Origin of the sequence: Natronomonas gomsonensis, assembly GCF_013391635.1 — an archaeon.
Classification (GTDB): domain Archaea; phylum Halobacteriota; class Halobacteria; order Halobacteriales; family Haloarculaceae; genus Natronomonas; species Natronomonas gomsonensis_A.
The window spans coordinates 511,264-536,784 of sequence record NZ_JACAWU010000002.1; the positions used below are offsets into that span (position 1 = coordinate 511,264).

At 63.6% G+C, this 25,521-nt stretch carries 31 protein-coding genes; 11 read left to right on the plus strand and 20 right to left on the minus strand.

Features of this window, described 5'->3' with window-relative positions:
- Positions 1–169: 169 nt before the first annotated feature.
- From HWX69_RS11035 to HWX69_RS11045, 3 genes are all read left to right on the plus strand, one after another.
- Positions 170–694, plus strand: a complete 525-nt coding sequence (locus HWX69_RS11035) for a hypothetical protein (protein WP_178917155.1) — start codon at positions 170–172, stop codon at positions 692–694.
- 281 nt (positions 695–975) lie between these two features.
- Complete coding sequence (locus tag HWX69_RS11040; RefSeq protein WP_178917156.1) at positions 976–1,260, plus strand: ribbon-helix-helix domain-containing protein; 285 nt, start codon at positions 976–978, stop codon at positions 1,258–1,260.
- Complete coding sequence (locus HWX69_RS11045) at positions 1,253–1,537, plus strand: type II toxin-antitoxin system RelE family toxin (protein WP_178917157.1); 285 nt, start codon at positions 1,253–1,255, stop codon at positions 1,535–1,537. Before HWX69_RS11040 ends, HWX69_RS11045 begins: the two co-directional genes overlap by 8 nt.
- 89 nt (positions 1,538–1,626) lie before the next feature.
- On the opposite strand, the gene HWX69_RS11050 is transcribed toward HWX69_RS11045, so the two are convergent.
- The 7 genes from HWX69_RS11050 to HWX69_RS11080 form a co-directional block, all read right to left on the minus strand.
- The gene (locus HWX69_RS11050; RefSeq protein WP_178917158.1) at positions 1,627–1,980 is read right to left on the minus strand and encodes a type II toxin-antitoxin system PemK/MazF family toxin; all 354 of its coding nucleotides are present in this window, start codon (positions 1,978–1,980) and stop codon (positions 1,627–1,629) included.
- Positions 1,973–2,209, minus strand: coding sequence for a hypothetical protein (locus HWX69_RS11055; RefSeq protein ID WP_178917159.1), 237 nt, complete (start codon positions 2,207–2,209; stop codon positions 1,973–1,975). Before HWX69_RS11055 ends, HWX69_RS11050 begins: the two co-directional genes overlap by 8 nt.
- A 148-nt stretch (positions 2,210–2,357) precedes the next feature.
- Positions 2,358–2,603, minus strand: a complete 246-nt coding sequence (locus HWX69_RS11060; protein WP_178917160.1) for a type II toxin-antitoxin system HicA family toxin — start codon at positions 2,601–2,603, stop codon at positions 2,358–2,360.
- The gene (locus HWX69_RS11065) at positions 2,604–2,807 is read right to left on the minus strand and encodes a type II toxin-antitoxin system HicB family antitoxin (protein WP_178917161.1); all 204 of its coding nucleotides are present in this window, start codon (positions 2,805–2,807) and stop codon (positions 2,604–2,606) included.
- Positions 2,808–2,969: 162 nt separating this feature from the next.
- On the minus strand, positions 2,970–4,757 hold the full coding sequence (locus HWX69_RS18030) for a hypothetical protein (protein ID WP_218644781.1): 1,788 nt from the start codon (positions 4,755–4,757) through the stop codon (positions 2,970–2,972).
- Positions 4,758–4,957: 200 nt separating this feature from the next.
- A complete protein-coding gene (locus HWX69_RS11075) occupies positions 4,958–5,638 on the minus strand; it encodes a carbonic anhydrase (RefSeq protein ID WP_178917162.1) in 681 nt (226 codons plus the stop codon).
- A gap of 58 nt (positions 5,639–5,696) precedes the next feature.
- Positions 5,697–6,089, minus strand: a complete 393-nt coding sequence (locus HWX69_RS11080) for a CopG family ribbon-helix-helix protein (RefSeq protein ID WP_178917163.1) — start codon at positions 6,087–6,089, stop codon at positions 5,697–5,699.
- A 142-nt stretch (positions 6,090–6,231) separates the two neighbouring features.
- Here HWX69_RS11080 and HWX69_RS11085 point away from each other — a divergent pair, with 142 nt between their 5' ends.
- Complete coding sequence (locus HWX69_RS11085; RefSeq protein WP_178917164.1) at positions 6,232–7,110, plus strand: hypothetical protein; 879 nt, start codon at positions 6,232–6,234, stop codon at positions 7,108–7,110.
- A gap of 3 nt (positions 7,111–7,113) precedes the next feature.
- Here HWX69_RS11085 and HWX69_RS11090 read toward each other — a convergent pair whose 3' ends face one another.
- The 8 genes from HWX69_RS11090 to HWX69_RS11125 all read right to left on the minus strand — a co-directional run bounded on the left by HWX69_RS11090 (position 7,114) and on the right by HWX69_RS11125 (position 14,391).
- Positions 7,114–7,803, minus strand: coding sequence for a TOBE domain-containing protein (locus HWX69_RS11090; protein WP_178917165.1), 690 nt, complete (start codon positions 7,801–7,803; stop codon positions 7,114–7,116).
- A 37-nt stretch (positions 7,804–7,840) separates the two neighbouring features.
- Complete coding sequence (locus HWX69_RS11095) at positions 7,841–8,605, minus strand: ABC transporter ATP-binding protein (RefSeq protein WP_178917166.1); 765 nt, start codon at positions 8,603–8,605, stop codon at positions 7,841–7,843.
- Positions 8,605–9,315, minus strand: coding sequence for an ABC transporter permease (locus HWX69_RS11100; RefSeq protein ID WP_178917167.1), 711 nt, complete (start codon positions 9,313–9,315; stop codon positions 8,605–8,607). The genes HWX69_RS11095 and HWX69_RS11100 overlap by 1 nt, the downstream gene beginning before the upstream one ends.
- 2 nt (positions 9,316–9,317) lie before the next feature.
- Positions 9,318–10,247, minus strand: a complete 930-nt coding sequence (locus HWX69_RS11105) for an ABC transporter substrate-binding protein (RefSeq protein WP_178917168.1) — start codon at positions 10,245–10,247, stop codon at positions 9,318–9,320.
- A 119-nt stretch (positions 10,248–10,366) separates the two neighbouring features.
- Positions 10,367–11,269 carry a DUF4382 domain-containing protein gene (locus HWX69_RS11110; RefSeq protein WP_178917169.1) on the minus strand — a complete coding sequence of 301 codons (903 nt, stop codon included), beginning with the start codon at positions 11,267–11,269 and terminating at the stop codon, positions 10,367–10,369.
- A gap of 144 nt (positions 11,270–11,413) precedes the next feature.
- Positions 11,414–12,190: a 5'/3'-nucleotidase SurE gene (gene surE, locus HWX69_RS11115; protein ID WP_178917170.1), complete on the minus strand. Its 777-nt coding sequence runs from the start codon at positions 12,188–12,190 to the stop codon at positions 11,414–11,416.
- Between the two features lie 51 nt (positions 12,191–12,241).
- The gene (locus tag HWX69_RS11120) at positions 12,242–13,663 is read right to left on the minus strand and encodes a small ribosomal subunit Rsm22 family protein (RefSeq protein ID WP_178917171.1); all 1,422 of its coding nucleotides are present in this window, start codon (positions 13,661–13,663) and stop codon (positions 12,242–12,244) included.
- Complete coding sequence (locus HWX69_RS11125; protein WP_178917172.1) at positions 13,660–14,391, minus strand: prephenate dehydrogenase; 732 nt, start codon at positions 14,389–14,391, stop codon at positions 13,660–13,662. Before HWX69_RS11125 ends, HWX69_RS11120 begins: the two co-directional genes overlap by 4 nt.
- A 133-nt stretch (positions 14,392–14,524) precedes the next feature.
- Between HWX69_RS11125 and HWX69_RS11130 the strand changes: the two genes are divergently transcribed.
- Positions 14,525–14,737: a hypothetical protein gene (locus tag HWX69_RS11130; protein WP_178917173.1), complete on the plus strand. Its 213-nt coding sequence runs from the start codon at positions 14,525–14,527 to the stop codon at positions 14,735–14,737.
- 136 nt (positions 14,738–14,873) lie between these two features.
- Here the strand turns inward: HWX69_RS11130 and HWX69_RS11135 are convergent, their stop codons facing one another.
- Complete coding sequence (locus HWX69_RS11135) at positions 14,874–16,043, minus strand: M24 family metallopeptidase (protein WP_178917174.1); 1,170 nt, start codon at positions 16,041–16,043, stop codon at positions 14,874–14,876.
- Positions 16,044–16,121: 78 nt separating this feature from the next.
- Here HWX69_RS11135 and aroA point away from each other — a divergent pair, with 78 nt between their 5' ends.
- Positions 16,122–17,432: a 3-phosphoshikimate 1-carboxyvinyltransferase gene (gene aroA, locus HWX69_RS11140; RefSeq protein WP_178917175.1), complete on the plus strand. Its 1,311-nt coding sequence runs from the start codon at positions 16,122–16,124 to the stop codon at positions 17,430–17,432.
- 17 nt (positions 17,433–17,449) lie between these two features.
- On the opposite strand, the gene HWX69_RS11145 is transcribed toward aroA, so the two are convergent.
- From HWX69_RS11145 to HWX69_RS11155, 3 genes are all read right to left on the minus strand, one after another.
- Positions 17,450–17,839 carry a MaoC/PaaZ C-terminal domain-containing protein gene (locus tag HWX69_RS11145; protein WP_178917176.1) on the minus strand — a complete coding sequence of 130 codons (390 nt, stop codon included), beginning with the start codon at positions 17,837–17,839 and terminating at the stop codon, positions 17,450–17,452.
- A 148-nt stretch (positions 17,840–17,987) separates the two neighbouring features.
- Entirely contained in the window at positions 17,988–21,014 is a 3,027-nt protein-coding gene (locus HWX69_RS11150; protein ID WP_178917177.1) for a PAS domain S-box protein, read from the minus strand.
- Positions 21,015–21,083: 69 nt separating this feature from the next.
- On the minus strand, positions 21,084–21,719 hold the full coding sequence (locus tag HWX69_RS11155; RefSeq protein WP_178917178.1) for a helix-turn-helix domain-containing protein: 636 nt from the start codon (positions 21,717–21,719) through the stop codon (positions 21,084–21,086).
- Between the two features lie 85 nt (positions 21,720–21,804).
- Here HWX69_RS11155 and HWX69_RS11160 point away from each other — a divergent pair, with 85 nt between their 5' ends.
- From HWX69_RS11160 to paaE, 5 genes are read left to right on the plus strand one after another with little or no spacing between them, the layout of a single operon-like run.
- A complete protein-coding gene (locus HWX69_RS11160) occupies positions 21,805–22,746 on the plus strand; it encodes a Phenylacetic acid catabolic protein (RefSeq protein ID WP_178917179.1) in 942 nt (313 codons plus the stop codon).
- Positions 22,747–22,748: 2 nt separating this feature from the next.
- The gene (gene paaB / locus HWX69_RS11165) at positions 22,749–23,078 is read left to right on the plus strand and encodes a 1,2-phenylacetyl-CoA epoxidase subunit PaaB (RefSeq protein WP_178917180.1); all 330 of its coding nucleotides are present in this window, start codon (positions 22,749–22,751) and stop codon (positions 23,076–23,078) included.
- Positions 23,078–23,911: a 1,2-phenylacetyl-CoA epoxidase subunit PaaC gene (gene paaC, locus HWX69_RS11170; protein WP_178917181.1), complete on the plus strand. Its 834-nt coding sequence runs from the start codon at positions 23,078–23,080 to the stop codon at positions 23,909–23,911. Before paaB ends, paaC begins: the two co-directional genes overlap by 1 nt.
- Entirely contained in the window at positions 23,904–24,326 is a 423-nt protein-coding gene (gene paaD / locus HWX69_RS11175; protein WP_178917182.1) for a 1,2-phenylacetyl-CoA epoxidase subunit PaaD, read from the plus strand. Before paaC ends, paaD begins: the two co-directional genes overlap by 8 nt.
- Positions 24,323–24,493, plus strand: a complete 171-nt coding sequence (gene paaE, locus HWX69_RS11180; RefSeq protein WP_178917183.1) for a 1,2-phenylacetyl-CoA epoxidase subunit PaaE — start codon at positions 24,323–24,325, stop codon at positions 24,491–24,493. The genes paaD and paaE overlap by 4 nt, the downstream gene beginning before the upstream one ends.
- A 19-nt stretch (positions 24,494–24,512) precedes the next feature.
- Here the strand turns inward: paaE and HWX69_RS11185 are convergent, their stop codons facing one another.
- The gene (locus HWX69_RS11185; RefSeq protein WP_178917184.1) at positions 24,513–25,442 is read right to left on the minus strand and encodes a hypothetical protein; all 930 of its coding nucleotides are present in this window, start codon (positions 25,440–25,442) and stop codon (positions 24,513–24,515) included.
- Between the last annotated feature and the right edge of the window lie 79 nt (positions 25,443–25,521).

Consider the following 25,521-nt stretch of genomic DNA (forward strand, 5'->3'; position numbering starts at 1 on the left):
TCTATATCAAGCCTCTAGTTTAGTTATCCATTCAAATTAAGATATTCACGAACCTCTATCAGATATGGACCGTCGGACGCTCCTGACAACGGCAGCAACAACGTGTGTCGTGGGAGTGAGCGGTTGCCAACAGCTTCGGGGGCTTACTACGGATGATACCGGGCGACGAGTGGTAGAACTCCACGACCAAGACGCCGTGGCAGAACCCTACGAGGTGACCATCGCTGTCGAACTTCTCGAACAGACAGTAACCGAAACCCATCCGGCCCACGTTCAAATCACGACAACCAACGAGGGCCCAGACCGAGCGCTTTCCATTGGATCGGGCAGGTGTAGCCTGTTCAACCGGAGTGATGGGGGAAGTGACGACCCCGCTGGGCTGTGGCTATATCGACCTGAGGAGGCACAGGATCTCGATCGAGAACCCAACAGATGGGAACAGGACAAATCTCGATTCAGCGACCGAAGCTCCCCGGCATATGGCTGTGGAGCGTTCAAATACAGCTCCGGAGAGTCGATGCGTACCGAGTACAAGGTGTGGAATGATTACGCTGAGGATGGGTATATTGAACCGGGTACGTATCGGTGGGAGCGAGAAATCCAGATGTGGGACAACCCGGACGCAGAGGGAACAGAACAGCCAACTACGACGTTTCAGTGGGGGTTCTCCCTCACCGTCAAGGACGAAGAATAATCCTCTCAAAAAGATAGGTAAGTCCCCTGCATCGAGCGATTCGCATCCCTCTTCAGGGAATCCCGTCGTAGATTGACGACCGGTGCCTTACTGCGCTAATCTACACGACCTTCTCGCTTCGGTCGAATCGGACGATAGCTCGATAGTCACCGACTCACAACGACGCACATGATTTCAGTCCAAAACAACGGCTTGGCGTTTCTGGCGTCGCTTCGTTCCTCTCACGAGGAGTCGTATCTGCCAGCGAAACAAACTTGGTAAGACAAGTGTAATACCAGCGTATGTCTGGAGCAGCCACAGAAGAGAATGACGAGGACGAAATCGTCACGGTGAACTTCAAAGTCACCCAGTCGTTTCTCGACGAGATAGACGGGACGTGGCAGGGACGCGGCTTCAACAGTCGGAGCGAGTTCATCCGGTATACGCTGCGCGACGCAATCGAGTTCCCGACGTTCGACCGCGACGAGCTCGTTGCCCTCCTCGAAGCGGAAGAGGACATCCGCCAGGGGCGAACCATGAGCGCCGAGGAGGCCCGTCAGCAGTTCGGCACGGATGGCGATGAGTGACGGCAACTGGACGTGGGAACTCTCATCGAAGGCCAAGGACGACCCTGCCGCGTTCGACTCCCACGAGCAAGACCGTATTCTCGACAAACTCGACGAAATCGTCGATTCACCGTGGCGCGGCCCACCCTATTACGGCGAACCGCTTCAGAACAGTCCACGGAAGAAAGTGCGCGTTGGAGGGTTCCGTCTCGCCGTGACGCTCCGTCAGAACGAACGACGCATCGTGGTTGCTCGAATCAAGCGCCGAGGTGGTGCGTACACCGCCGACGATGACTGATTACACTCCGAAGAAAGCGGCAAAGTAGACGAAATCTGTAACGTCAGTTTGTGACCTGAACAAAGTTGAACAAAGAGAGAGCCGGTAGCTCAGTCGAGGCCGAGACTCAGCTGTAACGCCTCGTCGACTTCAGCCATCGTGGGTCCGTCGAGTGAACCGACGACCGAGTGAATCCGTTTCGGAACCGAGACGGTTCGAATCTGGTCGAGCCGGATTGACGAATCCTTTTCGAGCGGTGACCCGTCCGCCTCGACGAACACCGCGAACGGATACTCGCGGTAGGTCCCCGTGACGGGCGCGACGATGGTCGTACTGGAGTTCCGGTTTCCGATATTGTTTTGAATGACCACGGCCAGCCGCGTCTTCTTCATCTCGTGTCCTTCGGCGGGGTCGAGTCGAACGACAACCACATCGCCCCGTCGCACGTCCGTGCCGTCACTCATCGAGGCTTTCCCACGCTTCGTCGGACGTTTCGCTCCACTCCTCGGCGAGTGCCTCCGCGCTCTCGGAAGCCTCCCGATAGGCGGTTGCCAACTCGTCGTCGTCCGGCCGGTCGGACTCTACCTCGACGACAGCGACGGTAACGCGCTTGTTCGCATATTCGGTGCCGAGGTAGACTCGACCCCGGTCGTCCGTCTCGTTCGTTTTGAGGTCTGTTGCGTCGACTTTCATCGAGGAACAGTACGGACCCACCGCTGATATGTGTTGCCCACTATTACCCACGAATTTCCCCGTAGAGGTTACGGGGTGTATTATGGATTTCAGCTACCTGAACAAGGTAGAGCAGCGCGAATCGTGGTGATTGACAGAAGCGACGGTTCTACCGGTGCTCGTCTATCCACTCACACCAGGCTCGGAAGTCGTCCGCACCGCATTGGTCGGCGATACTCTGGAGCGTCCCGATTCGAACGCGGTCGTGTAGCGGGACAGTAACTGTTCGGGTCTCGCTGGTCTCTGGATGAGTATACTTCAGAATCACGTGGTCACCGCTCGTCCGGTCGTGTCGATAGCCGAATTTCCGGAGAACGTTGACGATTTCGCGGCCAGAGAAGTCCCGTGAGACCATTCAGTCCTCGAACCAGGGCGCATCCGGCTCCGGAGCAGGTGTGTCGTCATTGCGGGCCTCCTCAGTTAGGGCAATGGCATCGTCAAGATTCTCGAGTGCCGCCTCCCGCGAGGGCCCTTGGCTGGCGACGCCGGTTTCCTCGTCGATGGCAGACCACCAACCATCGTCTTCTTCAACGAGGCGAATCTCCCGTCCGGTACTCATGGATTTTCGTAGGCGGTTCCGTCGTATAAATCTTCGACCTGCTCTTGAGTTCGGCTAAGTAGTACAGGGTATCCTCTTTCCGGTTGATTACCGTGAATCCACATCAGAATTCAGCCACCTGAACAAGGTTGAGCAACGAGAGAGCCGCTGAGCCAAGGCGGGTCAATTCACGCTCTTCGAGAGTTCGGCGCCGGCTTTGAACTTCGCGTCGTCAGCGGCGCTGGCCTCCGTGAAGTGGACGATTGGTGCCGACAGGTGGTTAGATTGGCAGACGAACGTGTTCTCCGCGTCACCACCAGCTTCATTTTGGGCCTTCGTTCGCCCCGGTCGCTTCCGAAGGATGATGTCTTCACCTTCTGCTTCTGAAAGCACACCCTCGGCAACCGCATCCGACACTGTCCCATCGAACAGCCGCGCACCGCGTCGCTTCCGGTCCCCCGAGAGTTGGCGAGCCATCGCGTCACCGTACCCATCGCCTGCGCCAATGCTGACGACTTCGGGTGCAACACCCGCCGGTAAGGACGTAAGCGTGTTACTGTAGAGACTGCCATCGTCAATGACCCATCCCCCCGTGTAGATGTACTGATTCGCGTTTTTACATCGTCGTACGTACAACAGCGCGGGGAACGGCGACGGGCAGTCCGGTGGAGCGACCATAATCGGGCACACCAGCGTCGACGTGACGGCGCTCTCACCGTTTTCAGGACCCCACTCGTCGAAGTCGGCGGGTTCGGGAGACGACCCGTCTGCACTGACAGCGAGAGCCGGTGTCGTCTCTGTGGCCTGTGGGGGGTCGTTCTTCACGTGAACCGTGATTGTCTCGTTGTCGCCTGATGTTTCGAGGTGGATGCCCGTGTCGACAGGGCCAGAGACAGCAGATAGGAACGTGTCCGAGTCGTACAGCGTATTGTCGTCAGTCATGAGGCCCCTGTTGAGCGCGTTTTCCCCACCGACTGCGTCGCCTTCGTAAAGCGGACTGGAATCGTTGTTTTCGTTGGAGGCCCTATTGTTCCCCCACGCATAGACGTGCCCGTCGTCGGCCCGGCCGGTCACGTACTCGATAAGTCGGCGAGGCGTGAGTTCGTCGACAAGCGCGACGTTCCCAGCAGAGAGACGAGCGTCAGGGACCGTGATGGTGAACTGCTCGCTGAGTATGGGTTCACCAGCGAGGTACTCGTAGAGTGCAACGATGTCTTCGGCACTCGCGCCGGTCAACTCCTGTAGACGAGGATTGCCGAGAGACACTTCAGAGGTGTCTTCCAGCGAGGATTCAAGCAGTTCGATGTCTCCCTCGACGATTTCTCGTACGTCTTGAACAGCTTCGCTGGCGGCTTCCCACTCGCCGTTTTCGATGTGAGTGGCCGCCTGCTGAGTCAGTTTCGTTCGACCATCTGCGTGCTCTCGGACGGTTACGCACACGTCCTCGGAGCAGCGTTCGAGGGTCGCCTGTATATTTTCGATGGTGTCGCCCATGTCTGCGATGCCGCGCCGCCCCGTGCGTGCGGAGCGCTTGCTGATAGAGTCGGCTGCTGCTTTCGTCTGGGAGAGCAGTTGGTTCTCTAACGCTAGAGCTTTCGAGCGGAGTTCGACCGTGTCGTCGAGTCCGTCGGCGTCCGCGTCTGTGTCGCTCGGGCCGCTAATGACCGAGCGGTTGCTTCGAGTGTTGTTGTAGTTGGCCCGGTTGCTTCCACTAGCATCCCCATTGTAGTCGAAGCAACAGGTGGCCGCGATAGCGGTTGCGGTCACCCACGCTTCGAGTTCGAGTTCGTCTGAGACGGGGCCGATGTCCGTAGAGACTGTCGGGGTGAGTTTGTATACGGTTGGCTCAGCAATCGGCGACGGCCCCGTGTACTCACCGAGGCCCGCGAACGGTGCCGCTGGCGATGCTCCCGTGGTAGTCGTCGCGCTCGCGACTCGGCCGAGACAGCCACTCAGGCTACCAAGCGCCACCAGCCCACTCCCCGCTAGTACCTGACGACGGCTGAGCTGTGGGGGTGACAAACCTCGCGACGAACTAGATACTCTTCGTGAACTCATCTGTGTGTCAGACACTTCCACACATCATAAGTATTCTTATATAAAATAGTAAATATCGACAACGGTCGCTGTTTCCATCGACCACCGCTGCAGACGACGCCCGTGAGTTGCACTCAGTACTCCCAGAGCCGGTCGATGCGCCCCGCTATATCGGGGTGTTCCTCTCTCAGCGACTCGACGCTGCGCTCGCCGTCGACGTTGACGACGTGAACCTCGCCGCGTTTGCCACCGTAGATGTCCTGGAAGTCGTAGACGGCACCGACGGCGCAGACTTCCTCGGGTACGTCGTCGCTCTCACGCAAGAACTGCACCTGCCGGTCGACGTTGCACTCGACGAGGCGGTTGATAGCTTCCGACCGGTCGATGTCGTCGGGGAGGGCCTCGATGCCGTCTTCGAGGCGCGGTTTCAGGAGGTCGAGACAGCGTTCGATGCCCAGTGGTTCAGAGACGCCGTCGGTGAGTGCGTCGTAGGTCGCCGTGACGGCGCCACAGCCGGTGTGGCCGACGACGACGGCGAGGTTCGTTCCGGTGTGTTCGATGGGATAGAGTACGTCACCGGAGACGAACTCCTCGCCGTTGGCGCGGTCGATGACTCGGTTCCCGATGTTGCCGCAGGTGAAGAGGTTTCCGGGGTCGTCGTTGCCCCACATCTGGTCCTGCAGAACCCGAGAGTCCGAACAGCAGACGGTGACCGCCTCGGGGTGTTGCCCGTGTTGGAGGCCCTCGAATCGGGTGTCGTACTCCGAGGCGTGCTTCGCGTTGTGTTTCAACAGCGCCACGAGCGTCGAGTGCATTACCAAGCGAACGATACACCCCGACCCAATAATCGGTTTCGGAGGGCGTCAAGACGATTCACGCCTCGTCGCGGATTATCATCGTTTTCACCCGTCGAACGCCGTCGAAGTCCCGGAGGCGGTAGGTCAACTGTCGAACGCGTTCCGACGTGCCCCGACAGAACAGCGACTCCAGACACCACTCGCCCTGGTGGGTGTGGCTCGTGTTCAGGATAACGTCTTGGTACTCGTGTTGAATCGCGTGGAGTTCACCGATGACCTCGTGGTGGCGGTAATCGAACCCCAACAGTGCGACGACTTCGCCGTCGGTGTCCTCTAGGCGAGCGTGGGATTCGATGTACTCGGACATCGCCTCCCGGACGGCACGTGAACGGTTCTCGATGCCTTCCGCCTGCCAGACGCGGTCGAACTCCGAGAGGGTCTCGTCGGGGATGTTGAAACTCGTTCGCACGTCGGTGCCATCGCGGCGAGGCGACAAATAGGGTCCGCGTCTGCCCACACAGTGCCCGCGTCACCTCCACGAATCGTATGACGATTTCCCCGTTCCGGTAGTAACAATCCCTAAGACGGCCCTTCACCGAACACGAAACGACATGTTACACGGCGAGGCGCTCGGACTGCTGTTCGGTGCGGTCGCCCTCGGCGCGGTTCACGGAATCGAACCGGGCCACGGCTGGCCGGTCGCGGCCTCCTACGCCCTTGACCAGCGATACAAGTGGGTCCACGGCTTCGCCGCCAGCCTCCTGCTCGGTATCGGCCACCTCGTGAGCAGCATCGCCATGGTCGTCGCGTTCTTCTATGCGAAGTCGTACTTCGAACTCACGCAACTCGACGACCCCATCGCGCTGTTCGGCGGACTCGAAATCGGCGGTCCGGTGAGCCTCGTCGCGGGCACTCTTCTCATCGCACTGGGTATCCGTGAGTATCGCCACGGTCACAGCCACGGTATCGGAACCGACGACGACGGGCACAACCACGACCACGGCGACGGCGGACACAGTCATGGTCACGGCGACGGTGAACACGTCCACCACCACGACCACGACCACGGCCACAGCCACGGGGGCCGTGGCCACACACACGACCACGGGGAGAGCCATGACCACGACAGCCTGTTCGAACGCCTAAAACGCAGGCTTCCGTTCGTGGGCGGTCACAGCCACGCCCACGATACCGACAGCGCCGACGAGCGCGGCCTGTTGGGCATCGCGTGGTTCGCGTTCCTGCTCGGCTTCGCCCACGAGGAGGAGTTCGAAATCATCGCGCTTTGTAGCGGTTCCGCACACTGTCTCGAACTGATGACTGCCTACGCCCTCACGGTCATCGTCGGCATCGTCACGCTGACGATGCTGCTCATCGCCGGCTACGAGTCCTTCGAGGAGGACGTCGAGCGCCTCGCGCCGTACCTTCCGGTGTTTTCGGCGGTCGTCCTCGTCGGGATGGGTCTCGGGTTCGTCCTCGGTGTCCTCTAACCGTCAGAAATCGGTCGCAATCGCCCGGGCGGCGGTCGTCTTGAACGCCGCGACGACATCTCTACCCTCCCGCAATCCGAGTCGCTCTCTGCTCTCCTCGGTCACGACTGCCTCGATGTCGATGCCCTCGGCGACGGTCACCGTCACCGTCGAGACGGCGTCGGCGGTTTCGACCCGGGAGACGGTCCCGGAGAGTTGGTTCCGGAGGCTGGTGTGGCCCTCGGCGGCCGTCTCGGGGTCCATGAGAACGACGGCGTCCGACCGGATGGCTATCTCCACCTCTCGGGAGCCGTCGGGAACGCGAGCGGCCATCTCCCCGGCGTCGGTTTCGACGGTCGCCAACTCGCCGTCGCGGGCGACGACGGTCCCCGGTACGATGGACTCGGTGACCGAGGTAACCCCCGACAGTTCGACTCGGAGGCGGTCGAACTGTCTGATGAGGTCCCGTGCCTCGTCGGTGAGAGCGGTGCCGCCGCCGTCGCTCCCGCCGCGAACTCTGGTTGTCAGCGGACCGAAGGCGCCTTCGATTTCGTCGACGCGGCGCTGGAGGTGCGGATACGACCGACCGAGGGCGTCGGCCGCGCCGGACATCGACCCCTGTTCGTCTATCGCGCGCAGCATCTCGATGTCCCGGCCGGTGACGGTCACGCCGTCGCGGCCGAGTCGCGGTTCGAATCCCTTCTCGAGCGTCATGCGTTCTCCGGCGGCCCTTCGGCGGGCAACATTGAATTCAGTACACCAGTTCCCCCGAGATAAACTTCCGGGTGCGCTCGTCTTCTGGGTCCTCGAACACCGCCTCGGCCGGACCGACCTCCGTCAGGTCGGAACCGAGGAGGACGGCGACGCGGTCGGCGATTCGGCGGGCTTGGTGCATGTCGTGGGTGGCGACGACGACGCCGATACCGCTGGCCCGTGCCTTGTCGACGGCGGACTCGATGACAGCCGTGTTCCGTGGGTCGAGGTCGGAGGTCGGTTCGTCAAGCAAGAGCACGTCGGGGTCGTACGCTAGCGCCCGCGCGAAGGAGACCCGCTGGGCCTCCCCGCCGGAGAGCGACCGGGCGTCCTGGTCGATTTTCTCTGTCATCCCGACGACATCGAGGGCGGCTTCGACGGCGTCGGCGGTGCCGTTCGAGCGAACCACCGACAGCAGTTCCTCGCGGAGGCGCTCCTGCCACGACCGACGAATCCGAAGGCCGTACTCGACGTTACGGGCGACGGAAGCGTCGAAGAGGCTGGCTTCCTGAAACACCATGCCGACGCGCCGTCGGAGAGTGAGGCGTTCGTCCTCGTCGACCGCCCATGCGTCGCGGCCGCCGAGCGTCACGCGGCCGGAATCGGGTTCCAGAGACAGCGACAACAGCCGCAGCAGTGTCGTCTTCCCGACCCCGGAGGGGCCGATGACGGCAATTACCTCTCCAGAATCCACCGACAGCGTGAGGTCGTCGACGACGGCGTCGTCGCCGTAGGACAGCGACACGGAATCGGCTCGCAACATCAGCCCATCACCCGGTCGTCGCCGAGTCGGACGACGATGGCGTTCACCAAGAGAACGATGGCGACGAGGACGCCGCCGAGCACCATCGCCGTCTCGTAGCGGCCCTGTCTGGCCTCCAATTGGATTGCGGTCGTCAGCGTCCGCGTCTTCGAGACGCCCTCCGACCCCGCGATGTTGCCGCCGACGATGAGTACCGACCCGACTTCGCTAATAGCCCGTCCGAACCCGGCCAGTATCGCCGTCGCGATGCCGTATCGGGCCTCCTTGATGACGACGAGTGCAACGTCCAGCCGCGTCCCGCCGAGACTGCGGGCAGCGTCGCGGACGTTCTCCTCGACGCTCGTGACGGCGGCGAGGCTGACGGCCGTTATCGCCGGCGTGGCCAACACGAACTGCGACATAATCATCGCCTCCTTGGTAAAGACGAGTTCGAGCGGTCCGAGCGGTCCCTGATTGGAGACGGCGAACAACACGAGTAACCCGACGACGACGCTCGGAAACCCCATTCCGGTGTTGATGATCGACTTGATGAGCCGCTTTCCGGGGAGGTCGGTGAAGCCGACCACGAGCGCAATCGGGACGCTCACGAGCGTACTCAACACGACGGCGATGACGCTGACGTACAGCGAGACGAAGATGATACTCCGGACGTACACCGATTCGAAGGGGAACTCGGCCAACAGCGCGAGTGAGGCCAACCCGGGGGTCACGGTCAGTCCTCAGCGGAGTCGCCACTCCAACCTTCCGGAACGTACTGTTCGAAGTCGGGGTCCTCCGACAGCGCTCGCGGGAAGAACAACTGTTCGCCGTTCGCCTCGTAGCTGTCGATGATGTCCTGTCCCTCGGGACTGGTGATGTAGCCGATGTAGGCCATCGCGAGGTCGTAGTTGACGTTGTCGTGGACGGCGGGGTTGACCGCGATGACGCCGTAGGGGTTCGCGAGGATCTCCGGGCCGTCTTCGATAGGCCCTTCGACGAGAATCGCGAGGTCGATTTCCGACCGTTGGGAGAGGTACGTCCCGCGGTCAGACAGCGTGTACCCGCCCTGCTCGTTGGCGATGTTGAGTACCTGCCCCATTCCCTGTCCGGTTTCGCGGTACCAGTCGCCGCCGGGGTCGACGCCGGCCTCCTCCCAGACGAGGCGTTCCTTGGTGTGTGTTCCCGAGTTGTCGCCACGGGAGACGAAGGTAGCTTCGGAGTCGGCGATGGTCGCGAACGCCTCCGTCGCCGAACTCGTTCCCTCGATGCCCGCTGGGTCGCTCCCCGGGCCGACGATGACGAAGTCGTTGAACATCAAATCGCGGCGGTTCACGCCGATGCCGTCGCGCATGAACTCGTCTTCCAGCGACCGGGCGTGGACCATCACCACGTCTGAGTCGCCGTCGCGGGCAGTCTGGAGGGCCGCGCCGGTCCCCTGTGCGACCGTGTCGACGGTGACGCCGTACATCTCTTCGAACGGGGCGTTCAACTCGTCGAGCAGTCCGGTGTCGTCGGTACTCGTCGTCGTCGTGAGGGTCAGCGTCTCCCCGGCGACGCCGGGAGCGTCGTCGCTTGCTCCTCCACCGATTTGCGCACAACCGGCCAATCCAGCAACCCCACCTGTACCGAGCGCCGTGAGGAACTGACGGCGTTGTATCGACATAGACACATCGAGGATGGGGGCCATCAAGTAAGTTACGCCGAGGAGTAACTACTACCAGTTACACTAAGTGAAAAATAACGCATTCAAAAATCGATTGTGGCTACGTTTCGGAGTGTCGATTACGCCGATTCGTTGCCGGCCGATTCGGGCTCTTCGGTTGCCTCCGGCGTTTCGGTCGGTTCGGCGGTTTCGGTCCCGTCGTCATCGTCGCCTTCTTTGTCATCCTCGTCTTCGTCATCCTCGTCGTCTCCGACTTCCTTGACGTCAACGTCCTTGCCGGCGACTCCGCTTTCGGAGATGACTGGCTTGAGGATGTAACCGTTGTTCGGGCCTCGCTTGACGACGTTGATGTCGAAGACGAAGCTCACCTCTCCGCCCTCCTCGACTTCGAACGTCTTGGTAATCTGCAGTTTCTCGCTGGGGAGTTTCACGTCGACTTCCTCGCCGTCGACGACGCCGACCACTTCGGAGGCGTGAAGCTCGATTTTCGTGTAGGTGCCCGCTTCGAGTTCGCCCTCCAACACGGAAATCGCCTTGTCGCCGACGACCTCGGTCAAGTCGACCGTCTCGCCTTCGAGGTCGAGTTCGGTGAAACCGCCCTCACCGTCTTCGTCGTCTTCCTCATCATCGTCTTCGTCCTCGTCGTCTTCGGCTTCAGTCCCCTCCGGCGTCTCGGTCTCTTCTTCCGTTTCAGTCGGCTCCTCGGTCTCGGTCGGTTCGGCGGTTTCGGTCCCATCGGGGGTTTCAGTTCCGTCGTCATCGTCTTCTTCGTCGTCTTCCTCGTCGTCTTCCTCGTCGTCGGCAGCGCGGAACACCCGCGCTTTCGAGAGGGTGACGTCCAGCGATTCGAAGTCGCCGATGTCGGCCGGCTGGTCGCTGATGAGCAGTCGGAACGTCCCCATCGCCGACCCACCGTTCCCGCCGTTGCCGCTGGGGCTTTCGGAGCCGCCGTTGCCCGTACAGCCGGCGACGAGTACCGTTCCCGCGCCCGCCGTGGCGGTCAGGAATCGTCGTCGGTTCATGTCGTATCGCCCTCCGTCGTCAGTTCGCGTTGCCGTGTCTGTCGCATCGTTGATTCGTACTCGACAGCGACATAAACGGTTGATGGCCGAATGCGGGCCAGAAGGTTCATCAGGGAGTCCCCGACCCGTCTCTCGTCGGGCGATTCACCCGTCGTAGGCTTCCGCCAGTCCGTCGAGGGCCTCGTGGCGGGTGGTCGTGTGCGGCGCCGTCAGCGGCGAGACGCTGACGCGGCCCTCGACGACCGCGCGTCGGTCGCTGCCCTGCGGGTCGGGGACGGACCCCTCGGCCATCATCTCCCAGATGCGGTCGTGAATCGTCACCGTCCCACGCTCGTTTTCGGCGTCCATCTCGTAGACGTGGGAGGGACGAGTGATTTCCATGTCGGCGTGGCCCTCCTCGGGCGGCAGCGGCGCGTTGACGTTCAGGTAGTCGGCGTCGTCGAAGACGCCCGCACCGAAGGCGTGTTCGATGAGATAGCGGACGGCGCGGGTGGCCTCCGAGAAGTGTTCCGGTTCGGGGGTGAATTCCTGGAACGTGATGTCGCCGGCCGGGAAGTACACGGATGCGGCGATGGCCGGAACGCCGAAGAAGGCGGCTTCCACGGCGGCCGAGACAGTTCCCGAACGGCCGAGGACGTACTCCCCGAGGTTCGCCCCGCGGTTACAGCCCGAGACGACGATGTCGGGGTCGAAATCCATCGCACAGATGGCGGCGACGACGCAGTCCGTCGGTGTTCCCTGAACTGCGTAGCCGAGTTCGTGTTCTGTCAGTTCGACGTTCCGTGAGAGTTGTCGGCCGACCGCGCTCTGGTCGACCTCCGGTGCCATCACCGTCACGTCGCCGACCGATTCCAGGGCGTCGTACAGCGCCCGGATGCCGACGGCGTCGATGCCGTCGTCGTTCGTCAGCAGAATATCCATACGGGCTGTGGGTACCGGTGTCGCAAAAGTTCACCGCACGGACCGGGGTAATCAGCTCAGGCGGTCGACGACCGTCTGGGCATCGACGACGAGATTGTACGCCTCCTCGTCGTCGTTCCACAACACGAGGACGTTCTCGAAGTGAAGCAACGAGCCGTACGGCGCACGGAGGAGGGATTCGTTGAGCGCCGACTCCCGCGTGAGGACGGCGTAGTGGTCGACGGCCTCCGAGCCGTCGCTAATCTTGAACAGCGGGTTGCCCTCGTCGGCGAGGTTCGGCGACAGTTTCAGCGCGTCGAGGTCGATTCGGTCGGTGACGTGGGACTCCATCTCGGCCATCTTCGCTACCTCCTCGGCGTCCGGCGTGTACTCGATGGCCCGTTTCCCGTCGGTTCGAAGCAGGAGATAGGCGTACTGAACGTCGGTGTTCAGGTACGTCCCGTCGCCGGCAGCGAGACCGTCTTCGTTCCCGTCGGCCGCGGCCCGGTCGAGTCGGCTCTGGAACGCCGGCGGTTCGATGTCCGGCTGTCGGGCGAACGTCCACCCGCGGTCGTCCGGGGACTCCTCGGGCCAGAGTCGAACCGTCGGCGCGTACACGGTCGCGTCCTCACGGCGAGTCAGAAGGTCGCGCTCGATGTTCCGCAACCGGGTCGCCGTTCGCTCCTCTGCGGGCGACAGCGCCACCAGCGTTCCGTCGTCGGCGAGGACGTCGAGATACTGCTCGGCGACCGAGACGGGGTCGTCCAACTCCGAGAGCACGTTGGCGAAGACGACGAGGTCGTACTCGCCGTCGGGGGCGAACGATTCGGCGCGTTCGCGGTGAATCGTCGTCGCAAATCCTGGCCGCGTCCCTTCGAGCATCGCTTCGAGCACGTCGGCGGCTGCACTCGGTTCCACGGCGTCGTACTCCACGAGCGTCTCCTCGGGGAGGTAATCGTGGATGCCGAGCGCCGGCCCGCCCGTGCCGGCTCCGACCTCCAGTATCCGGAGTCGGCGGCCGAGCAATCCCGCTCGACCCACCTCGTCGAGGACGTACTGTATCGCCGCGTAGTAATCCGGCAGGTGGTAGATTGCGTAGGCGAGGGCGGTGTCCTCGTCGTAGGTGACCGCCTCGTCGGCGAAGTACGCCTCCTTCAGACGGTCGATGCGCTCCCGGAGGCCGGCGCCGCTGTCTCCTTTCGGCCAGCCGGGGCCGTACCGCTCGACGAGCAGGTCCTCGAGTCGCCGGGCGTAGGCCTCGGGGAATCGCTCGACGCCGTCGAATTGCGGGGTTATCGTCCCGTCTTCGACCGGGACAAACGTGCCGTCTTCGCGTTCGCGAATCCCCAATTCGAATGCGTGTTCGCGCAGCGTCTCGCGGACGACCGCCGGATGCGGTTGGCCGTCGACGTACTCGTAGATCTCCTCGGGGTCGATGGGTCGGGCGTTCCGGAGATATCGAGCGTTGTCGAGGATGGCGTCGGTGTCGGTCATCGTCCCGCCTCCTCGTAGAGGTCCAGAAAGGTCTCCCGGTCAGCTTCAGAGAGCGCGCGTGCGGCCTCGGCGACGGAGTCGCCGCCCCTGAAGCGATCCTGAATCTCGGCGTACACCTCGGGCGTGTTGCCGGCGATTCTGTCGACCAACTCATCGAGCGGTTCCGAGAGGTTGGTCTGGAACCGCGGGTCGACCTCCTCGGCGGCCAACGCGTAGGCCAACACCGCCGTGTGCGCTCTCGCCTGGACCGTCTCCATCGCCCGGTCGTGTTCCTCGGGCGTCGTCTCGAAGACGTCGTTGCCGGCCGCCGAAAGCGACTCGCGGATGGCGTCGACCGTCGGCCCGTCCGAATCGACGACCACCGGGAGGTTTCCGGGTGCGTTCGACGCCGAAAACAGCGGGTGAAAACTCGCCCGTTCGCGGCCCTCGGCGTGGGTCGACAGCGCCGCCACCGAATCGCGCATCTCCCCGGATACGTCGACGACTGCTTCGGTCGCCTTCGCGGCGTGTTCGGCGATAACGTCGGGAACAGCAGTCATCGGCACGGCGACACAGACGACGTCGAAACGCTCGTCGGTGTCCAGTGGGACCGCCGTGGCGTCGTTCGTCGCGGCGGCGGCCTCCCGTGCCACCCCGTGGTCGCGGTCGGCGAAGGCGACTGCGTCGGCGCCGCTGTGACGGGCGAACCACCGGCCCATCTCTCCCGCGCCGACGACGAGCAGTTGCATAAACAGCGGTACTGCCGCCTTCGGCAAAAGGGGTTCGTATTGGTGGCCTGCGTGGCGGCTCACGTCCTCGTTAGAATCGACCTACCGAGCGTAGTCGCCTGTTAGTTTTCCGCGGTGGCTGTTTACACCGAGTATGGCGGAGGAATCCAAACGTGAATCCATCCGAAACGCCGGCTACAGTGCCTGGCGAGGGACCGTGCTCATCGGTATCGGACTCGTCGTGTTGGTGATGTTCGTCGGCATGTCGTACCTCGTCTACCTCGGTCGGATGTCCGACGGTCCGCTGGTGCTGTTCGTCGGCGTTGTCTTGGGATTCCTCCTTCGCTCGGCGATGAAGTTCTTCTGACATCGAGTGGACGGCCGAGAGGGTATCGTGGCGGCTCAGGAGTAGGCGTCGTCACAAGGGGCTCGGAGCGGGGGTAGGTGCCTCATCATCGCCGCCGTGTGACGGTAGGCGTGGCGGGGGTTTGTAGCTTACCGGATTACAACACGAGCGATTTCTCGTAGTCGGTGAGGTTCTCGTGGCCGTCTTCGGTGACGACGACGAGGTCCTCGATGCGAACGCCGCCGACCGCGGGGTCGTAGAGGCCGGGTTCGACCGTGACGACGTGACCCGCTTGGAGTTCGTTGTCCTGTTCGGAAACGCGCGGGAACTCGTGGATGTCGAGGCCGACGCCGTGGCCCGTCGTGTGAATGAAGCCGGTTTCGGTCGTCTCGTCGCTTCGAAGGGTCGGCAGGCCGGCGTCCTCGTAGACGTCGCACACCGCGCCGTGGACCTCGCTGCCGGTGACGCCCGCCTCGATGGCGTCCAGCGCCGCCTCCTGTGCCTCCAGCGTGAGGTCGTACCACTCGGCGATTTCCGCGGAGGGGTCGCCCACACAGAACGTCCGGGTCATGTCGGCGTAGTACCCCGTCTCCTTCGAGCGCGGGAAGATGTCGATAATGATGGCTTCGTCGGCCGAAAGCGGACCGGACCCCCGGTCGTGGGGGTCGGCGGCGTCGGCCCCGCAGGCGACGATGGTCTCGTCGAGCGCACAGCCGTGCCGCAGGAGTTCGATTTCGATTTCCTGCTTGACGCGCTCGGATGTGAGCGCCTCGCCGTCGAAAACGAGCGTTCCGTCCTCGATGTCGGCCTCGGCGAGTAGTTCCTCGGCGCGTGCCATCGCGGCTTCGTTTGCCTTCTGTGCCGACCGGATGTGTTCGACTTCCTCGTCGGTCTTCGTCGCGCGGATGGACTCGACGGTGTCGTCGTAGTCGGCTTCGACGGTCACGCCGAGGTCTCGGAGGCCGTCGGCGGTACCGAGCGGGAAGTCGACCGGCGTGGCGACCGACTCCACGTCGTGGGCGTCGAGGAACGCGGCGAGCGTCCGGTGGCCCCCCTCCGTCTGTCCGTACTCTTCGAGGTTCTTCCGGTGGTCGTACTCGGAGTGGCGTTCGACGGTTTCGGCGCGTGCGTTGCGCTTCGCGCGGCCGTACTCCAGCGCCGAGACGAGGAGATGCCCCTCGCCGGTGTACAGCGTCACGAAGGGGTCGGGAGCGGTGAAACCGGAGAGGTATCGCTGGTCGGAGTCCTCGCCGTCGGCCTCGACGAGGTAGCCGTCGAGGTCCGCCTCCTCGAGGAACGCATCGAGTGCAGAGAGGTCGGGGTTCATACCGGATGCCGGGGGCGGGAGGAGTAAAGCCCTACCCCTTGTCGGCAGGCCTTTGTCGGCGGCCCGCCACCCGCCGGTATGGACGTTCGCATCTCGCCCTCGCAGGTCCGCGGGAGCGCCCGGGCGCCGCCGTCGAAGAGCTACACGCATCGCGCCATCCTCGCCGCCGGCTACGGCGGCGGCGCGCTCGTGAAGAACCCGCTTTTCAGCGCCGACACGAAGGCGACGGCCCGCGCCGTCGAAGCCTACGGCGGGTCGACCGAACGCGTCGACGACGACCTCGAAGTCGTCGGGTTCGAGGGCACACCCGAGACGCCGGGCAACGTCGTCGACTGTGCCAACAGCGGGACGACGATGCGGTTGACGGCCGCGGCCGGCGCCCTCGTCGACGACCTCGCGGTGTTGACCGGCGACACCTCGCTTCGCTCCCGACCGCAGGGGCCGCTGCTGGACGCCCTCTCCGACCTCGGCGCCCGCGCGGAGTCGACGCGCCGAAACGGACAGGCACCGCTCGTCGTCGGCGAAGGCATCGACCGCGAGTTGGTGTCCATCCGCGGCGACGTGTCCTCACAGTACATCACCGGTCTGCTGATGGCCGGCGCAGTCACCGAGGGTGGCCTCGAAATCGACCTCACGACAGACCTCAAATCCGCGCCGTACGTCGATATCACCCTGGAGGTGCTCGCGGACTTCGGTATCGACGCCGAGGTCATCGGCGGCGATAACTCCGACATCCGGTCCTCGGGTGCCAACGGCTTCCGTGTGCCGGGCGGGCAGTCCTACGAACCGTCCGACGGGGAGTACCACGTCCCCGGCGACTTCTCGTCGATGTCGTATCTGCTGGCGGCGGGCGCTCTCGCCGCCGACGGCGAGTTGCTCGTCAGGGGGGCCTACCCCAGCGCACAGGGTGATTCGGCCATCGTCTCCATCCTCGAACGGATGGGTGCGGACATCGAGTGGAACCGCGCGAACGGCTCGATTTCGGTCGCGGAATCCGAACTGGAGGGTATCGAGGTCGGCGTCGCCGATACGCCGGACCTGCTGCCCACAATCGCGGTCCTCGGCGCCGCCGCCGAGGGGACGACCCGGATTACGGACTGCGAGCACGTCCGTCTGAAAGAGACCGACCGAGTCGCCGCGATGGCCACGGAGTTGACGAAGATGGGCGTCGACGTCGAGGAGTACGAGGACGAACTCGTCGTTCACGGCGGCGGTCTCGAAGGGGCCACCGTCGAAGGGTACGACGACCATCGCATCGTCATGTCGCTGGCCGTCGCCGCGCTCGTCGCCGACGGCGAGACGACAATCGAGGGCGCCGAACACGTCGACGTGTCCTTCCCCGAGTTCTTCGAGGTGCTGTACGACCTCGGTGCGGATGTCGAGAAGTAAGGCAGCCGCGGCGCTCGCTACTCGTAGACCACGCCGTCGCTGTCGCCGGACATCACGACTTCGTCGTCCTCGTTTCGGCAGACGTACTCCGTCTGGAGGCGGACCCCGTCCTCGCGTTCGGTGACGGAGGTGACCGTCATCGCACAGCGTATCTCCTCGCCGGTGTACACCGGCCGGTGAAAGGTGTAGTTCAACTCCCGAGCGATGTAGTTCAAATCACCGCCGATTTTCGTCGGGAGCGTCCCCGTCAGGAGGCCGTGGACGACGAGTCGACCCTCCTCGTCGGGTTCGACGTGGTGGGGGTTCTCGTCTTCGGACACCTCGACGAACTGCTCGACGTCGGCGTGGGTGAACGTCCGACTGTGCGTGAACGTCTCGCCCTCGGTAAGGGCGTAGGGGTCGACCATACGCCGCTGCTCGTAGGGGAGCCGCTTGAACGTTTAGCGAAGTAGCAGCAAATGTTGTCGCTGTTCCCCACGTGTACCACGGAGTTACGGACCGCTGCAAACCGCATCACTTCGAGGACGTGGAACGGAACCCCCGAGCATCCCGGGGTCAGTCCTCGGGACGCGGCAGTTCCAACACGACGGCAGCGCCGTCGTGGTCGTCGTCGAACGACAGCGAGCCATCGAGGGATTCGACAACGTAGTGGGCGAGCCACAGCCCGAGTCCCCGACTGTGGTCGAGTTGGGTGATGCCCTGTTCACCCGAGACGACCTGGCGTTCACGTTCGGGGATACCCGGCCCGTCGTCCTCGATTCGGATGGTGACGGCCTCGTCGTCGGCCGACGCCCGCACCGTCACAATCGGTGCGTCGCCGGCGTGGAGTGCAGCGTTCTCGACCAACTCGGCGATTGCTTTCTGCAGCAGGTCGTCGTCGTAGACGGTGACACCGTCGACGTCGGTCCTGAACGTCGCCTCGGTGTTTTCCGTGTTGGCACGTTCGATGGCCTCGTCGAGTACCGACATGAGGTCGATGGCCTGATAGTCGATGTCGCTCCGGTCGGCGTCGAACGTCCGTTCGATGTCGCGGACGTTCTCGGTGATGGCGGCGATTTGCTCGGCGGCGTCGCTCGCGCTGTCGATGTATTCGAGGGTTTCACCATCCGCGCCGTCCCTGAGAAGGTCCAGATACCCCTGTACGACGCCGATGGTGTTCCGGAGGTTGTGCCGCAGTACCCGATTCAACATCTCGATGCGCCGCTGGTCGGCTTTCCGGTCGCTGATGTCGGTGTAGATGCCGAATGCACGCGGTCCCTCGGCGGCGCGGCCGTAGTAGACGCCACGGAAGAGGAACGTCCGTAGCCCGTTCGGTGTTTGCCGGCTCACTTCGATCGGTTCGGTCAACGCTTCGGGGTCGAGTCCGTCGAGCCGTTCGGCTTCCGGCCGGTCGTCCTCGGGGACGATGAGGTCGTTTGTGGACTGGCCGACCGCCTCGGCCTTCTCGACGCCGAAGGTCTGCTCGAACGAGCGGTTGACATCCCGGATGATGGGGCCGTCGTCGGTCAGCGTCGCGTCCGTGATGGCGTCGGGCGACTGCTCGAAGAGGTTCTCGAAGCGCGCCCGTTCGGCTTCGAGTTCGCTCCGGTCGCGGACGACGCCGACGCTACCGAGGAACTCATCGCCGGGGTACTGCGAGAGCTCGATTTCGACGGGCAGTTCCTCGCCGTCGACGGTCAGAAGCGTCGTCTCGTAGCTCCGGCTTTCGGCCCTGTCCGTCCGGTGGAGGTCGGCCAAGAGCAACTCGCCGGTCTCGTACCCTGTCGCGGTGAGGAACTCCTCGACGGAGCGTCCGATGAGCGCGTCGGGGTCGACGCCGAGCGTCTCGGCTAAAGGGTCCGTCATCAACCGAAGGTCGCCGTCGGCGTCGATGACGAACACCGACTCGCGGACGCTCTCGTGGACCGCACGGTACTGCTCGAGTTGCGTTTCGCGCTCGGTGCGGTCGAACGCAGTTTCGGCGTTGGCCGCGAGAATGTTCGCGAGGCTCCGTGCCACATCGCCGATGCCGTCGGGGTTCTCGGTGCCGATAGACAGCGTTCCGTGTCGGCCGATGGGTATCGCAACCGCCGCACGTATCGGGCCGTAGGAGTCCGGAATCGATCTGTCGTGTTCCTCGGTGTCGAGTGTCTGTTGCCGCTGGAACGCCGTCCCCGACAGCCCCTCGCCGGGGGCGTACGTCGGGAGGGTCTCCATCTCCTCGGTGGCCTTCTCGCTGAGAGCCGTGGGGATTAGTCGGTCCGTCTTGTCGTCGTACAACCGGACGGCGTTGAACGACAGGTCGAGGATGTCACCGGCGGCCCCGCTTATTATTTCCGCGATTTCCGTCCGATTAGTCGCGCTCATCAACTCTCGCGTCGTCGAGTGGAGGTCGTTGAGCGCTCGCTCGCGGCGCCTCTCCTCGGACACGTCACGGAAGAACACCGAAAGCCCCTCCTCGGAGGGGTAGGCTTCGACGCCGAGATGAGCGTCCAGCGGTTCGTAGTACGCTTCGAACGACTCCGGCTGTTGGGTCTCCATCGCCCGTCGATAGTGCTCTTCGAACGCGGTTCCGAGGGCGTCCGGAACGGCCTCCCAGAGGTTCCGCCCCGAGAGGTCGCTTTTCGAGTAGTTCTCCGCTGCGGCTTCGTTGAGAACCTCGTAGCCACCGTCGTTGACGTAGGTGATTCCCCAGGCCGTATCGAGTGCGAAGAACCCGTCGTCGATGCGCTCCAGCACCGTCTCGAACTCGTCTCGGGCCGCCTGCAGTTCCGCTTCCCGGCGTTCCCGTTCGAGTTCGTAACTCGCGCGGTCGGTGAGCAGTTCGACGAACGTCCGCTCGGATTCAGTGAACGACACGTCCCTCGGTTCGGCACCACCGAAACACACCGTCCCGTAGGTCTCGCCGTCGATACTGAGCGTGCCGCCGAGATAACACCGCAAGTCGGAGTCGTACGCCGGGTCGTCCCGCCAGCGGTCGGTCGCGTCCGTGATTGCCAACAGTCCGTTTCCACGGACGGTCGCCTTGCAGTAGGCCTCCTCCAGCGGAAAGACGTCGCCGGCGTCGAAGGCTGCATCGCCCGCGACAGCGAGCATCTCCAAGCGGCGCTCGCCCGTGTCGATGGATGTCGCAAAGCCAATGTCGAGGTCCAGATACTCCCGGCCGACTTCGAGGATGCGTTCGAGTTTCTCCTCGAACTCCCCGTGACCGGTCGACAGCGCGTGTAAATCCCGCAGTGCCTGTTCGTTGCGGTCGACTCGGGCGGCCTCGCCGTCGACGATCTCGTGGACTCGCTCGGTGAGCGTCTCCTCACGGTCCTCGAAGGCTTCCCTCGGCGCGTACTCGACGCCGAGTCGAGAGGCGAGGGCGCCAACCTCGGGGTCGGCCTCGCCTACGACGACAATCGGGAGGTTCGGCGCTCTGCGTCGAAGCTCTTCGACGCTTGCGCTCCAGTCGTCGTGTACGGCGAGGAGAACGCAATCAGTGCCGTGGTCGACGGCTGCCACGGAGTCGACCTGCTGGACGGAAACGTTCCGAAGTGGTTCGTCTTCGAGGCGGCTTCCGTTGGTGGGTTGGAGGTAGGTAACGGTCAGGCTCTGCACGTGTTCGCTGGCACCGTCTTTCGAAACGAGCCTCGAGATAATAAACAGGTGTGTGAGTTCACCGGCCGATTAGGCGAACACGCTACCGAGAAGCCGCGTCTGCCCCCGGCGCAGGCGTTCGAGGAACGCCGATTTCGAAATGTCGAGTTCGGCCGCCACCTCCGCGGACGTGACGCGTTTCGGCACGTCGAAGTATCCCATCTCGTAGGCGGTTTCGAGGGCAGCGGCCTGTCCGGGCGTCAGGTTCCATCGCGTCTCGACGGAAACGTCGCCGTCGTCGCCCAGCGGAGAGATTCGTTCGAGTTTCACGCCGACGGCCTCTCCTGCTGCCTCGAGGACACCGTGGAGTACCTCCTGGCCCACGACGGCGCCGACGTGCCGCTCGACGCCGTCGCGGTACTGGACCGAATCGACCAGAAATCCCTCGTCGATGAGTTCGTGGACGACACAGCGGTCCTTCGAGAGACAGCGAAAGGTGTGGCGGCTGTCGACGCTCGTCCGGTGGAGGTATCGAATCCGGTCGTCGGCGTCGAGTGTGTCGCCGACGGCGTCGCCGACCGTCGAAAACCGCAACAGCGTGTTGCCGTCGGCCCGTCGGAGCGGCGGTGCGGCCTCGATGGACTCCTCGGCGCTCCGGGACGCCGCCGCAAGCGGGCAGTCGTCGCCGGTGACCCGGAACTCGACGACGAGACACTCCGAAATCATGGGGCTAGTTAGCACGATTAATATTTAAAACCCGTCCATAGGCTGGTCAAACAGTATGTTAATTCGTGACACTAGTTCACGTAGGATGGACATCGACACAGTGAAAAAACGCGCCGGGCCGCGCAACTTCGGCCCCGGCGACGACATGCCACGGGAGTACCGGGAAGCCGCAACGCGGATGATTCAGTTCCACGCCAATAGCGAGATTATGGGCGCCTACATCGAACGTCCGTTCATCCGGCAGGCGCCGAGCCTCGACAGGAAACTCGCCGTCTCGGCGCAGGTCCAAGACGAGGTGGGCCACGGACAACTGCTGTATCGGGCCGCCGAGGAGTTGGGCATCAAAACGCGCGAGGAGATGCTGGACGAACTCGAAGCAGGCCAGGGGAAGTTCCTCAACTGTTTCCACTACCCGCTGGACGACTGGTACGAACTGCCGATGATAATGTTCTTCGTCGACGGCGCGGCGATGCGCCGGCAGGCGACACTGAAGCGCACCTCCTGGGAGCCCTACGCCCACGCCATCGACAAGATCTGCTTCGAGGAGGGCTTCCACATCAAACACGGTGAGGACATCCTGCGGACCATCGCGACAGGGTCGAAACGCGACCGCGAGCGGTTGCAGGCGGCCTTCGAGAAGTGGTGGCCGCGCATCCTGCAGTTCTTCGGGCCGACCGACGACCAGTCGACCCACGGCGAGTTCGCCATGGATGTCGGCCTGAAGACGATGAGCAACGACGACCTCCGGAACGCCTTCCTCAACGCCTACGTCCCCAAGGCCGAGAAGTACGGTCTCGAACTGCCGGAGTACCCCCGCGTCGAGTACCACGAAGCCGACGACTACTACGAGGTCTACGAGGAGGACCTCGACTGGGAGGAGTTCTTCACCGTCGCGAAAAACGAGTATCCGACCGGCGTCGGCCAAATCGAGAAGCGAGAACATGCACAGGCAGCCGTCGAGTGGGTCCGCGACGCCATCGAATCACCCGAGCAGGGCGGGGAAACCCCTGCGACAGCGGACGACTGACCATGATTTGGGAAGTGTTCAGACAGGAAAAAGAGAAGGACTACCACACTCACGTCGGCAACGTCCACGCGCCGGACGCCGAGTTGGCCAAACAGTTCGCACAGATTATGCACGCCCGCCGGAAGCCGGCCAACAGCCTCTGGGTTGTCCCGAAAGCGGAAATCGAGACGGTTCACGCCGACGACCCCGGAACCGAAATGGGTGGAACCACCCAGAAGCAGTACCGCTGGGCGACGAACTACAACACCGACGAGACGTTCGCCGAGGAAATCGAGGCCAGCCAGCGCGAACAGGAGGAAGCCGAACGCGACCTCGCGGAGGCGGATAACTGATGGTCGCTACCGAGGAACTGAGCGACCGCGAGCGGGCGGCCGTCGAGGCCGAACTCCGAACACTGGCCGACGACGAGTTCGTCGTCGCCGAACGCTACACCGAGTGGCAGGTTCGGGGGCCGACGCTGGAGGCCGACATCGCAATCGCGAACATCGCCCAAGACGAGTTGGGCCACGCCCGATTGTGGTACGATTTACTGGAGGATTTCGGCTACGACCAGGTCGACCTCATCTGGGAGCGCGACCCCGCCGATTTCCGGCACGCGACGCTCGTCGAGTTGCCGTTCGAGGACGGCGACTGGGCAGACTGCGTCGTCCGCGGCTACCTCTACGACACCCACGAACACCTGCGTCTGCAGGCGCTCGCCGAGAGCACGTACGCACCCATCGCCGACCGAGTCGGGAAGGTCCGCGGCGAGGAACACTACCACCGCGATCACGCCCAGAGCTGGCTCGAACGGCTCTCGGAGAGCGCCGACGGGCGACGGCGCATCCAGCGAGCCGTCGACCGCCTGTTCCCCCACGCGCTGACGCTGTTCGAGCGCACCGACCACGAGGAGACCATCGTCGACACCGGAATCAGGCCGGAACCCATCGCGGACCTCCGGGCGGAGTGGCGCGAGGTCGTCTCCGGGTTCCTCGCCGGCCTCGGCGTCGAGGTGCCGGTCGAGTCACCCGAGGAACTGCTCCCCGAGACCCGCGGCCGAAACGGCACCCACACCGAGGCGTGGCGGTCGATGTACGACGAGTTCACCTTCACCTACCGACAACTGGGGCGGAGCGAAGCGCCGTCGCTGATGCCCGCCCCCGAGGAGGCCGATGTCGATGTCTGAGGATATCTCAGAGTTCGACGGGGGGACCCCGGAGTACTGCGCCTACACCGACTACGGTGCCGGCGACGCTGCGGATGGACTGCCGGCGACCGGCGAGGAGGCCACCGGCGCCGAGGCGAACGTCTGGGAACGGCTCTACGAGGTCGAGGACCCCGAGATGCCGATTTCGGTCGTCGATTTGGGGCTCATCTACGGCGTGACCGTCGCGGACGGCCACGCAACGGTGACGATGACGCTCACCTACACCGGTTGTCCGGCCCGAGACTACCTTCAAGAAGACGTACGGCTGGCGGCCGAGGGCGCCGACGGCGTCGACACCGCCGATGTCGAGTTGGTCTGGAGCCCCGAGTGGAACGTCGAGATGGTCACCGACGACGGTAAGGCCGACCTGCGTGAGTTCGGGGTGTCGGTATGAGTGGGCGACCGGACCCCTCGACGGACACCGATGCCGGCGGCGCGGCGGCGGCCTGCCCGTACTGCGGGTCGAACAACACCGACCGGGAACACCCCAAGGGGCCGTCGCTCTGTCGGTCGATGCACTACTGTCGGGACTGTGGGGAACCCTTCGAGGCGTTCGGCTGACCGCGACGGGAGCGGAGCGCTACCACACCGACGGCGAGTACTCGAAGGTCAGGTCGTCGACCGTCTCCGGCGGGAGCCCGACGTCCTCGAACAGTTGTCGGAACACGCCACGATACTCCTCTTCGGGAATCTCCTCGCCGACCGGCAGCCGAACCTCCAGATTGAATCCACCGAGTCGGTCGAGTTTGAGCCTGTACCTTCGAGAGCCATCGTGGTGTATGACAGCCATACTCTGAACGATGAAGGCGACGGTTGCGAACCGCTGTCCGTCCCGAAGCGAGGTTTCGTTGTACCAGCCGTCGCCACCGGTCTCGGAGCCGAGCACGTCCGTTCGTTCGGATTCGACCGCCCCGTAGAACCCCGGAAAATCCAGTGGTTCGCTCACCTCGACTCGGGGAGTGTCCGTCCCTTCGGCGGCCTGCTCGCGCAACGCCGCGGCGTACTCCCGGGCGTCCGTCTCGAAGACGTCGAACACCAGCGTGAACTGTTCGATGAGCCACGCCTCCGGCGGCACGGAATCGACCGGAATCCCCTCGAATGCACCCCGGTCGTCGAACAGCCCCATCGACGGCTGCTCGCCGGTGAGCGAGACCTCCAAAAACACCGTCTCGGTGTGATAGCGGGAGAACCCGAACACGCGATAGTCGGGCCCGAACCGTTCGTCGAGGTCCGTGAGCCCGTCGGGATGGACCCCTCTGGTCTCCGTGTCGTTGACGTAGTACGGTTCCTCGACCTCGTAGCCGGCCTCTCGTGCCGCCGCCATCACGCCGTCGTAGTCGACATCGAGTTGTCCGCTGTCGGACCAGTAGGTGGCGTGGTCGGCGCCGAGTATCGAACAGCCGGCGAGTGCCACGGTCAGTCCGGTCGCTGTGAGTGCGCTCGTCCTCTTGAGTATGGCCCGTCGGCTCCAGCGTCGCTCCCGAGCACCAATCGATGGAGGCGTATTCATGTCGTGAAACACGTCATTAGGTCGAATAAAGATGCTGGCGTTCCGTCCCGTATGTCGGAACCTACACGGATGACTCAAA

What these genes read in the sequence shown, in the direction of transcription:
- HWX69_RS11125 (WP_178917172.1), bottom strand. Translation starts at nt 14,391, where the DNA reads ATGCAACTGCTCGTCGTCGGCGCGGGAGAGATGGGCCGGTGGTTCGCC.
- HWX69_RS11055 (WP_178917159.1), bottom strand. Translation starts at nt 2,209, where the DNA reads ATGAAAGTCGACGCAACAGACCTCAAAACGAACGAGACGGACGACCGG.
- HWX69_RS11130 (WP_178917173.1), top strand. Translation starts at nt 14,525, where the DNA reads ATGGCGGAGGAATCCAAACGTGAATCCATCCGAAACGCCGGCTACAGT.
- HWX69_RS11050 (WP_178917158.1), bottom strand. Translation starts at nt 1,980, where the DNA reads ATGAGTGACGGCACGGACGTGCGACGGGGCGATGTGGTTGTCGTTCGA.
- HWX69_RS11160 (WP_178917179.1), top strand. Translation starts at nt 21,805, where the DNA reads ATGGACATCGACACAGTGAAAAAACGCGCCGGGCCGCGCAACTTCGGC.
- HWX69_RS11060 (WP_178917160.1), bottom strand. Translation starts at nt 2,603, where the DNA reads ATGGTCTCACGGGACTTCTCTGGCCGCGAAATCGTCAACGTTCTCCGG.
- HWX69_RS11105 (WP_178917168.1), bottom strand. Translation starts at nt 10,247, where the DNA reads ATGTCGATACAACGCCGTCAGTTCCTCACGGCGCTCGGTACAGGTGGG.
- paaB (WP_178917180.1), top strand. Translation starts at nt 22,749, where the DNA reads ATGATTTGGGAAGTGTTCAGACAGGAAAAAGAGAAGGACTACCACACT.
- HWX69_RS11075 (WP_178917162.1), bottom strand. Translation starts at nt 5,638, where the DNA reads ATGCACTCGACGCTCGTGGCGCTGTTGAAACACAACGCGAAGCACGCC.
- HWX69_RS11065 (WP_178917161.1), bottom strand. Translation starts at nt 2,807, where the DNA reads ATGAGTACCGGACGGGAGATTCGCCTCGTTGAAGAAGACGATGGTTGG.
- HWX69_RS11045 (WP_178917157.1), top strand. Translation starts at nt 1,253, where the DNA reads ATGAGTGACGGCAACTGGACGTGGGAACTCTCATCGAAGGCCAAGGAC.
- paaC (WP_178917181.1), top strand. Translation starts at nt 23,078, where the DNA reads ATGGTCGCTACCGAGGAACTGAGCGACCGCGAGCGGGCGGCCGTCGAG.
- paaE (WP_178917183.1), top strand. Translation starts at nt 24,323, where the DNA reads ATGAGTGGGCGACCGGACCCCTCGACGGACACCGATGCCGGCGGCGCG.
- HWX69_RS11145 (WP_178917176.1), bottom strand. Translation starts at nt 17,839, where the DNA reads ATGGTCGACCCCTACGCCCTTACCGAGGGCGAGACGTTCACGCACAGT.
- HWX69_RS11040 (WP_178917156.1), top strand. Translation starts at nt 976, where the DNA reads ATGTCTGGAGCAGCCACAGAAGAGAATGACGAGGACGAAATCGTCACG.
- HWX69_RS11185 (WP_178917184.1), bottom strand. Translation starts at nt 25,442, where the DNA reads ATGAATACGCCTCCATCGATTGGTGCTCGGGAGCGACGCTGGAGCCGA.
- HWX69_RS11120 (WP_178917171.1), bottom strand. Translation starts at nt 13,663, where the DNA reads ATGACCGACACCGACGCCATCCTCGACAACGCTCGATATCTCCGGAAC.
- HWX69_RS11155 (WP_178917178.1), bottom strand. Translation starts at nt 21,719, where the DNA reads ATGATTTCGGAGTGTCTCGTCGTCGAGTTCCGGGTCACCGGCGACGAC.
- HWX69_RS11110 (WP_178917169.1), bottom strand. Translation starts at nt 11,269, where the DNA reads ATGAACCGACGACGATTCCTGACCGCCACGGCGGGCGCGGGAACGGTA.
- paaD (WP_178917182.1), top strand. Translation starts at nt 23,904, where the DNA reads ATGTCTGAGGATATCTCAGAGTTCGACGGGGGGACCCCGGAGTACTGC.
- HWX69_RS11135 (WP_178917174.1), bottom strand. Translation starts at nt 16,043, where the DNA reads ATGAACCCCGACCTCTCTGCACTCGATGCGTTCCTCGAGGAGGCGGAC.
- surE (WP_178917170.1), bottom strand. Translation starts at nt 12,190, where the DNA reads ATGGATATTCTGCTGACGAACGACGACGGCATCGACGCCGTCGGCATC.
- aroA (WP_178917175.1), top strand. Translation starts at nt 16,122, where the DNA reads ATGGACGTTCGCATCTCGCCCTCGCAGGTCCGCGGGAGCGCCCGGGCG.
- HWX69_RS11095 (WP_178917166.1), bottom strand. Translation starts at nt 8,605, where the DNA reads ATGTTGCGAGCCGATTCCGTGTCGCTGTCCTACGGCGACGACGCCGTC.
- HWX69_RS11090 (WP_178917165.1), bottom strand. Translation starts at nt 7,803, where the DNA reads ATGACGCTCGAGAAGGGATTCGAACCGCGACTCGGCCGCGACGGCGTG.
- HWX69_RS11085 (WP_178917164.1), top strand. Translation starts at nt 6,232, where the DNA reads ATGTTACACGGCGAGGCGCTCGGACTGCTGTTCGGTGCGGTCGCCCTC.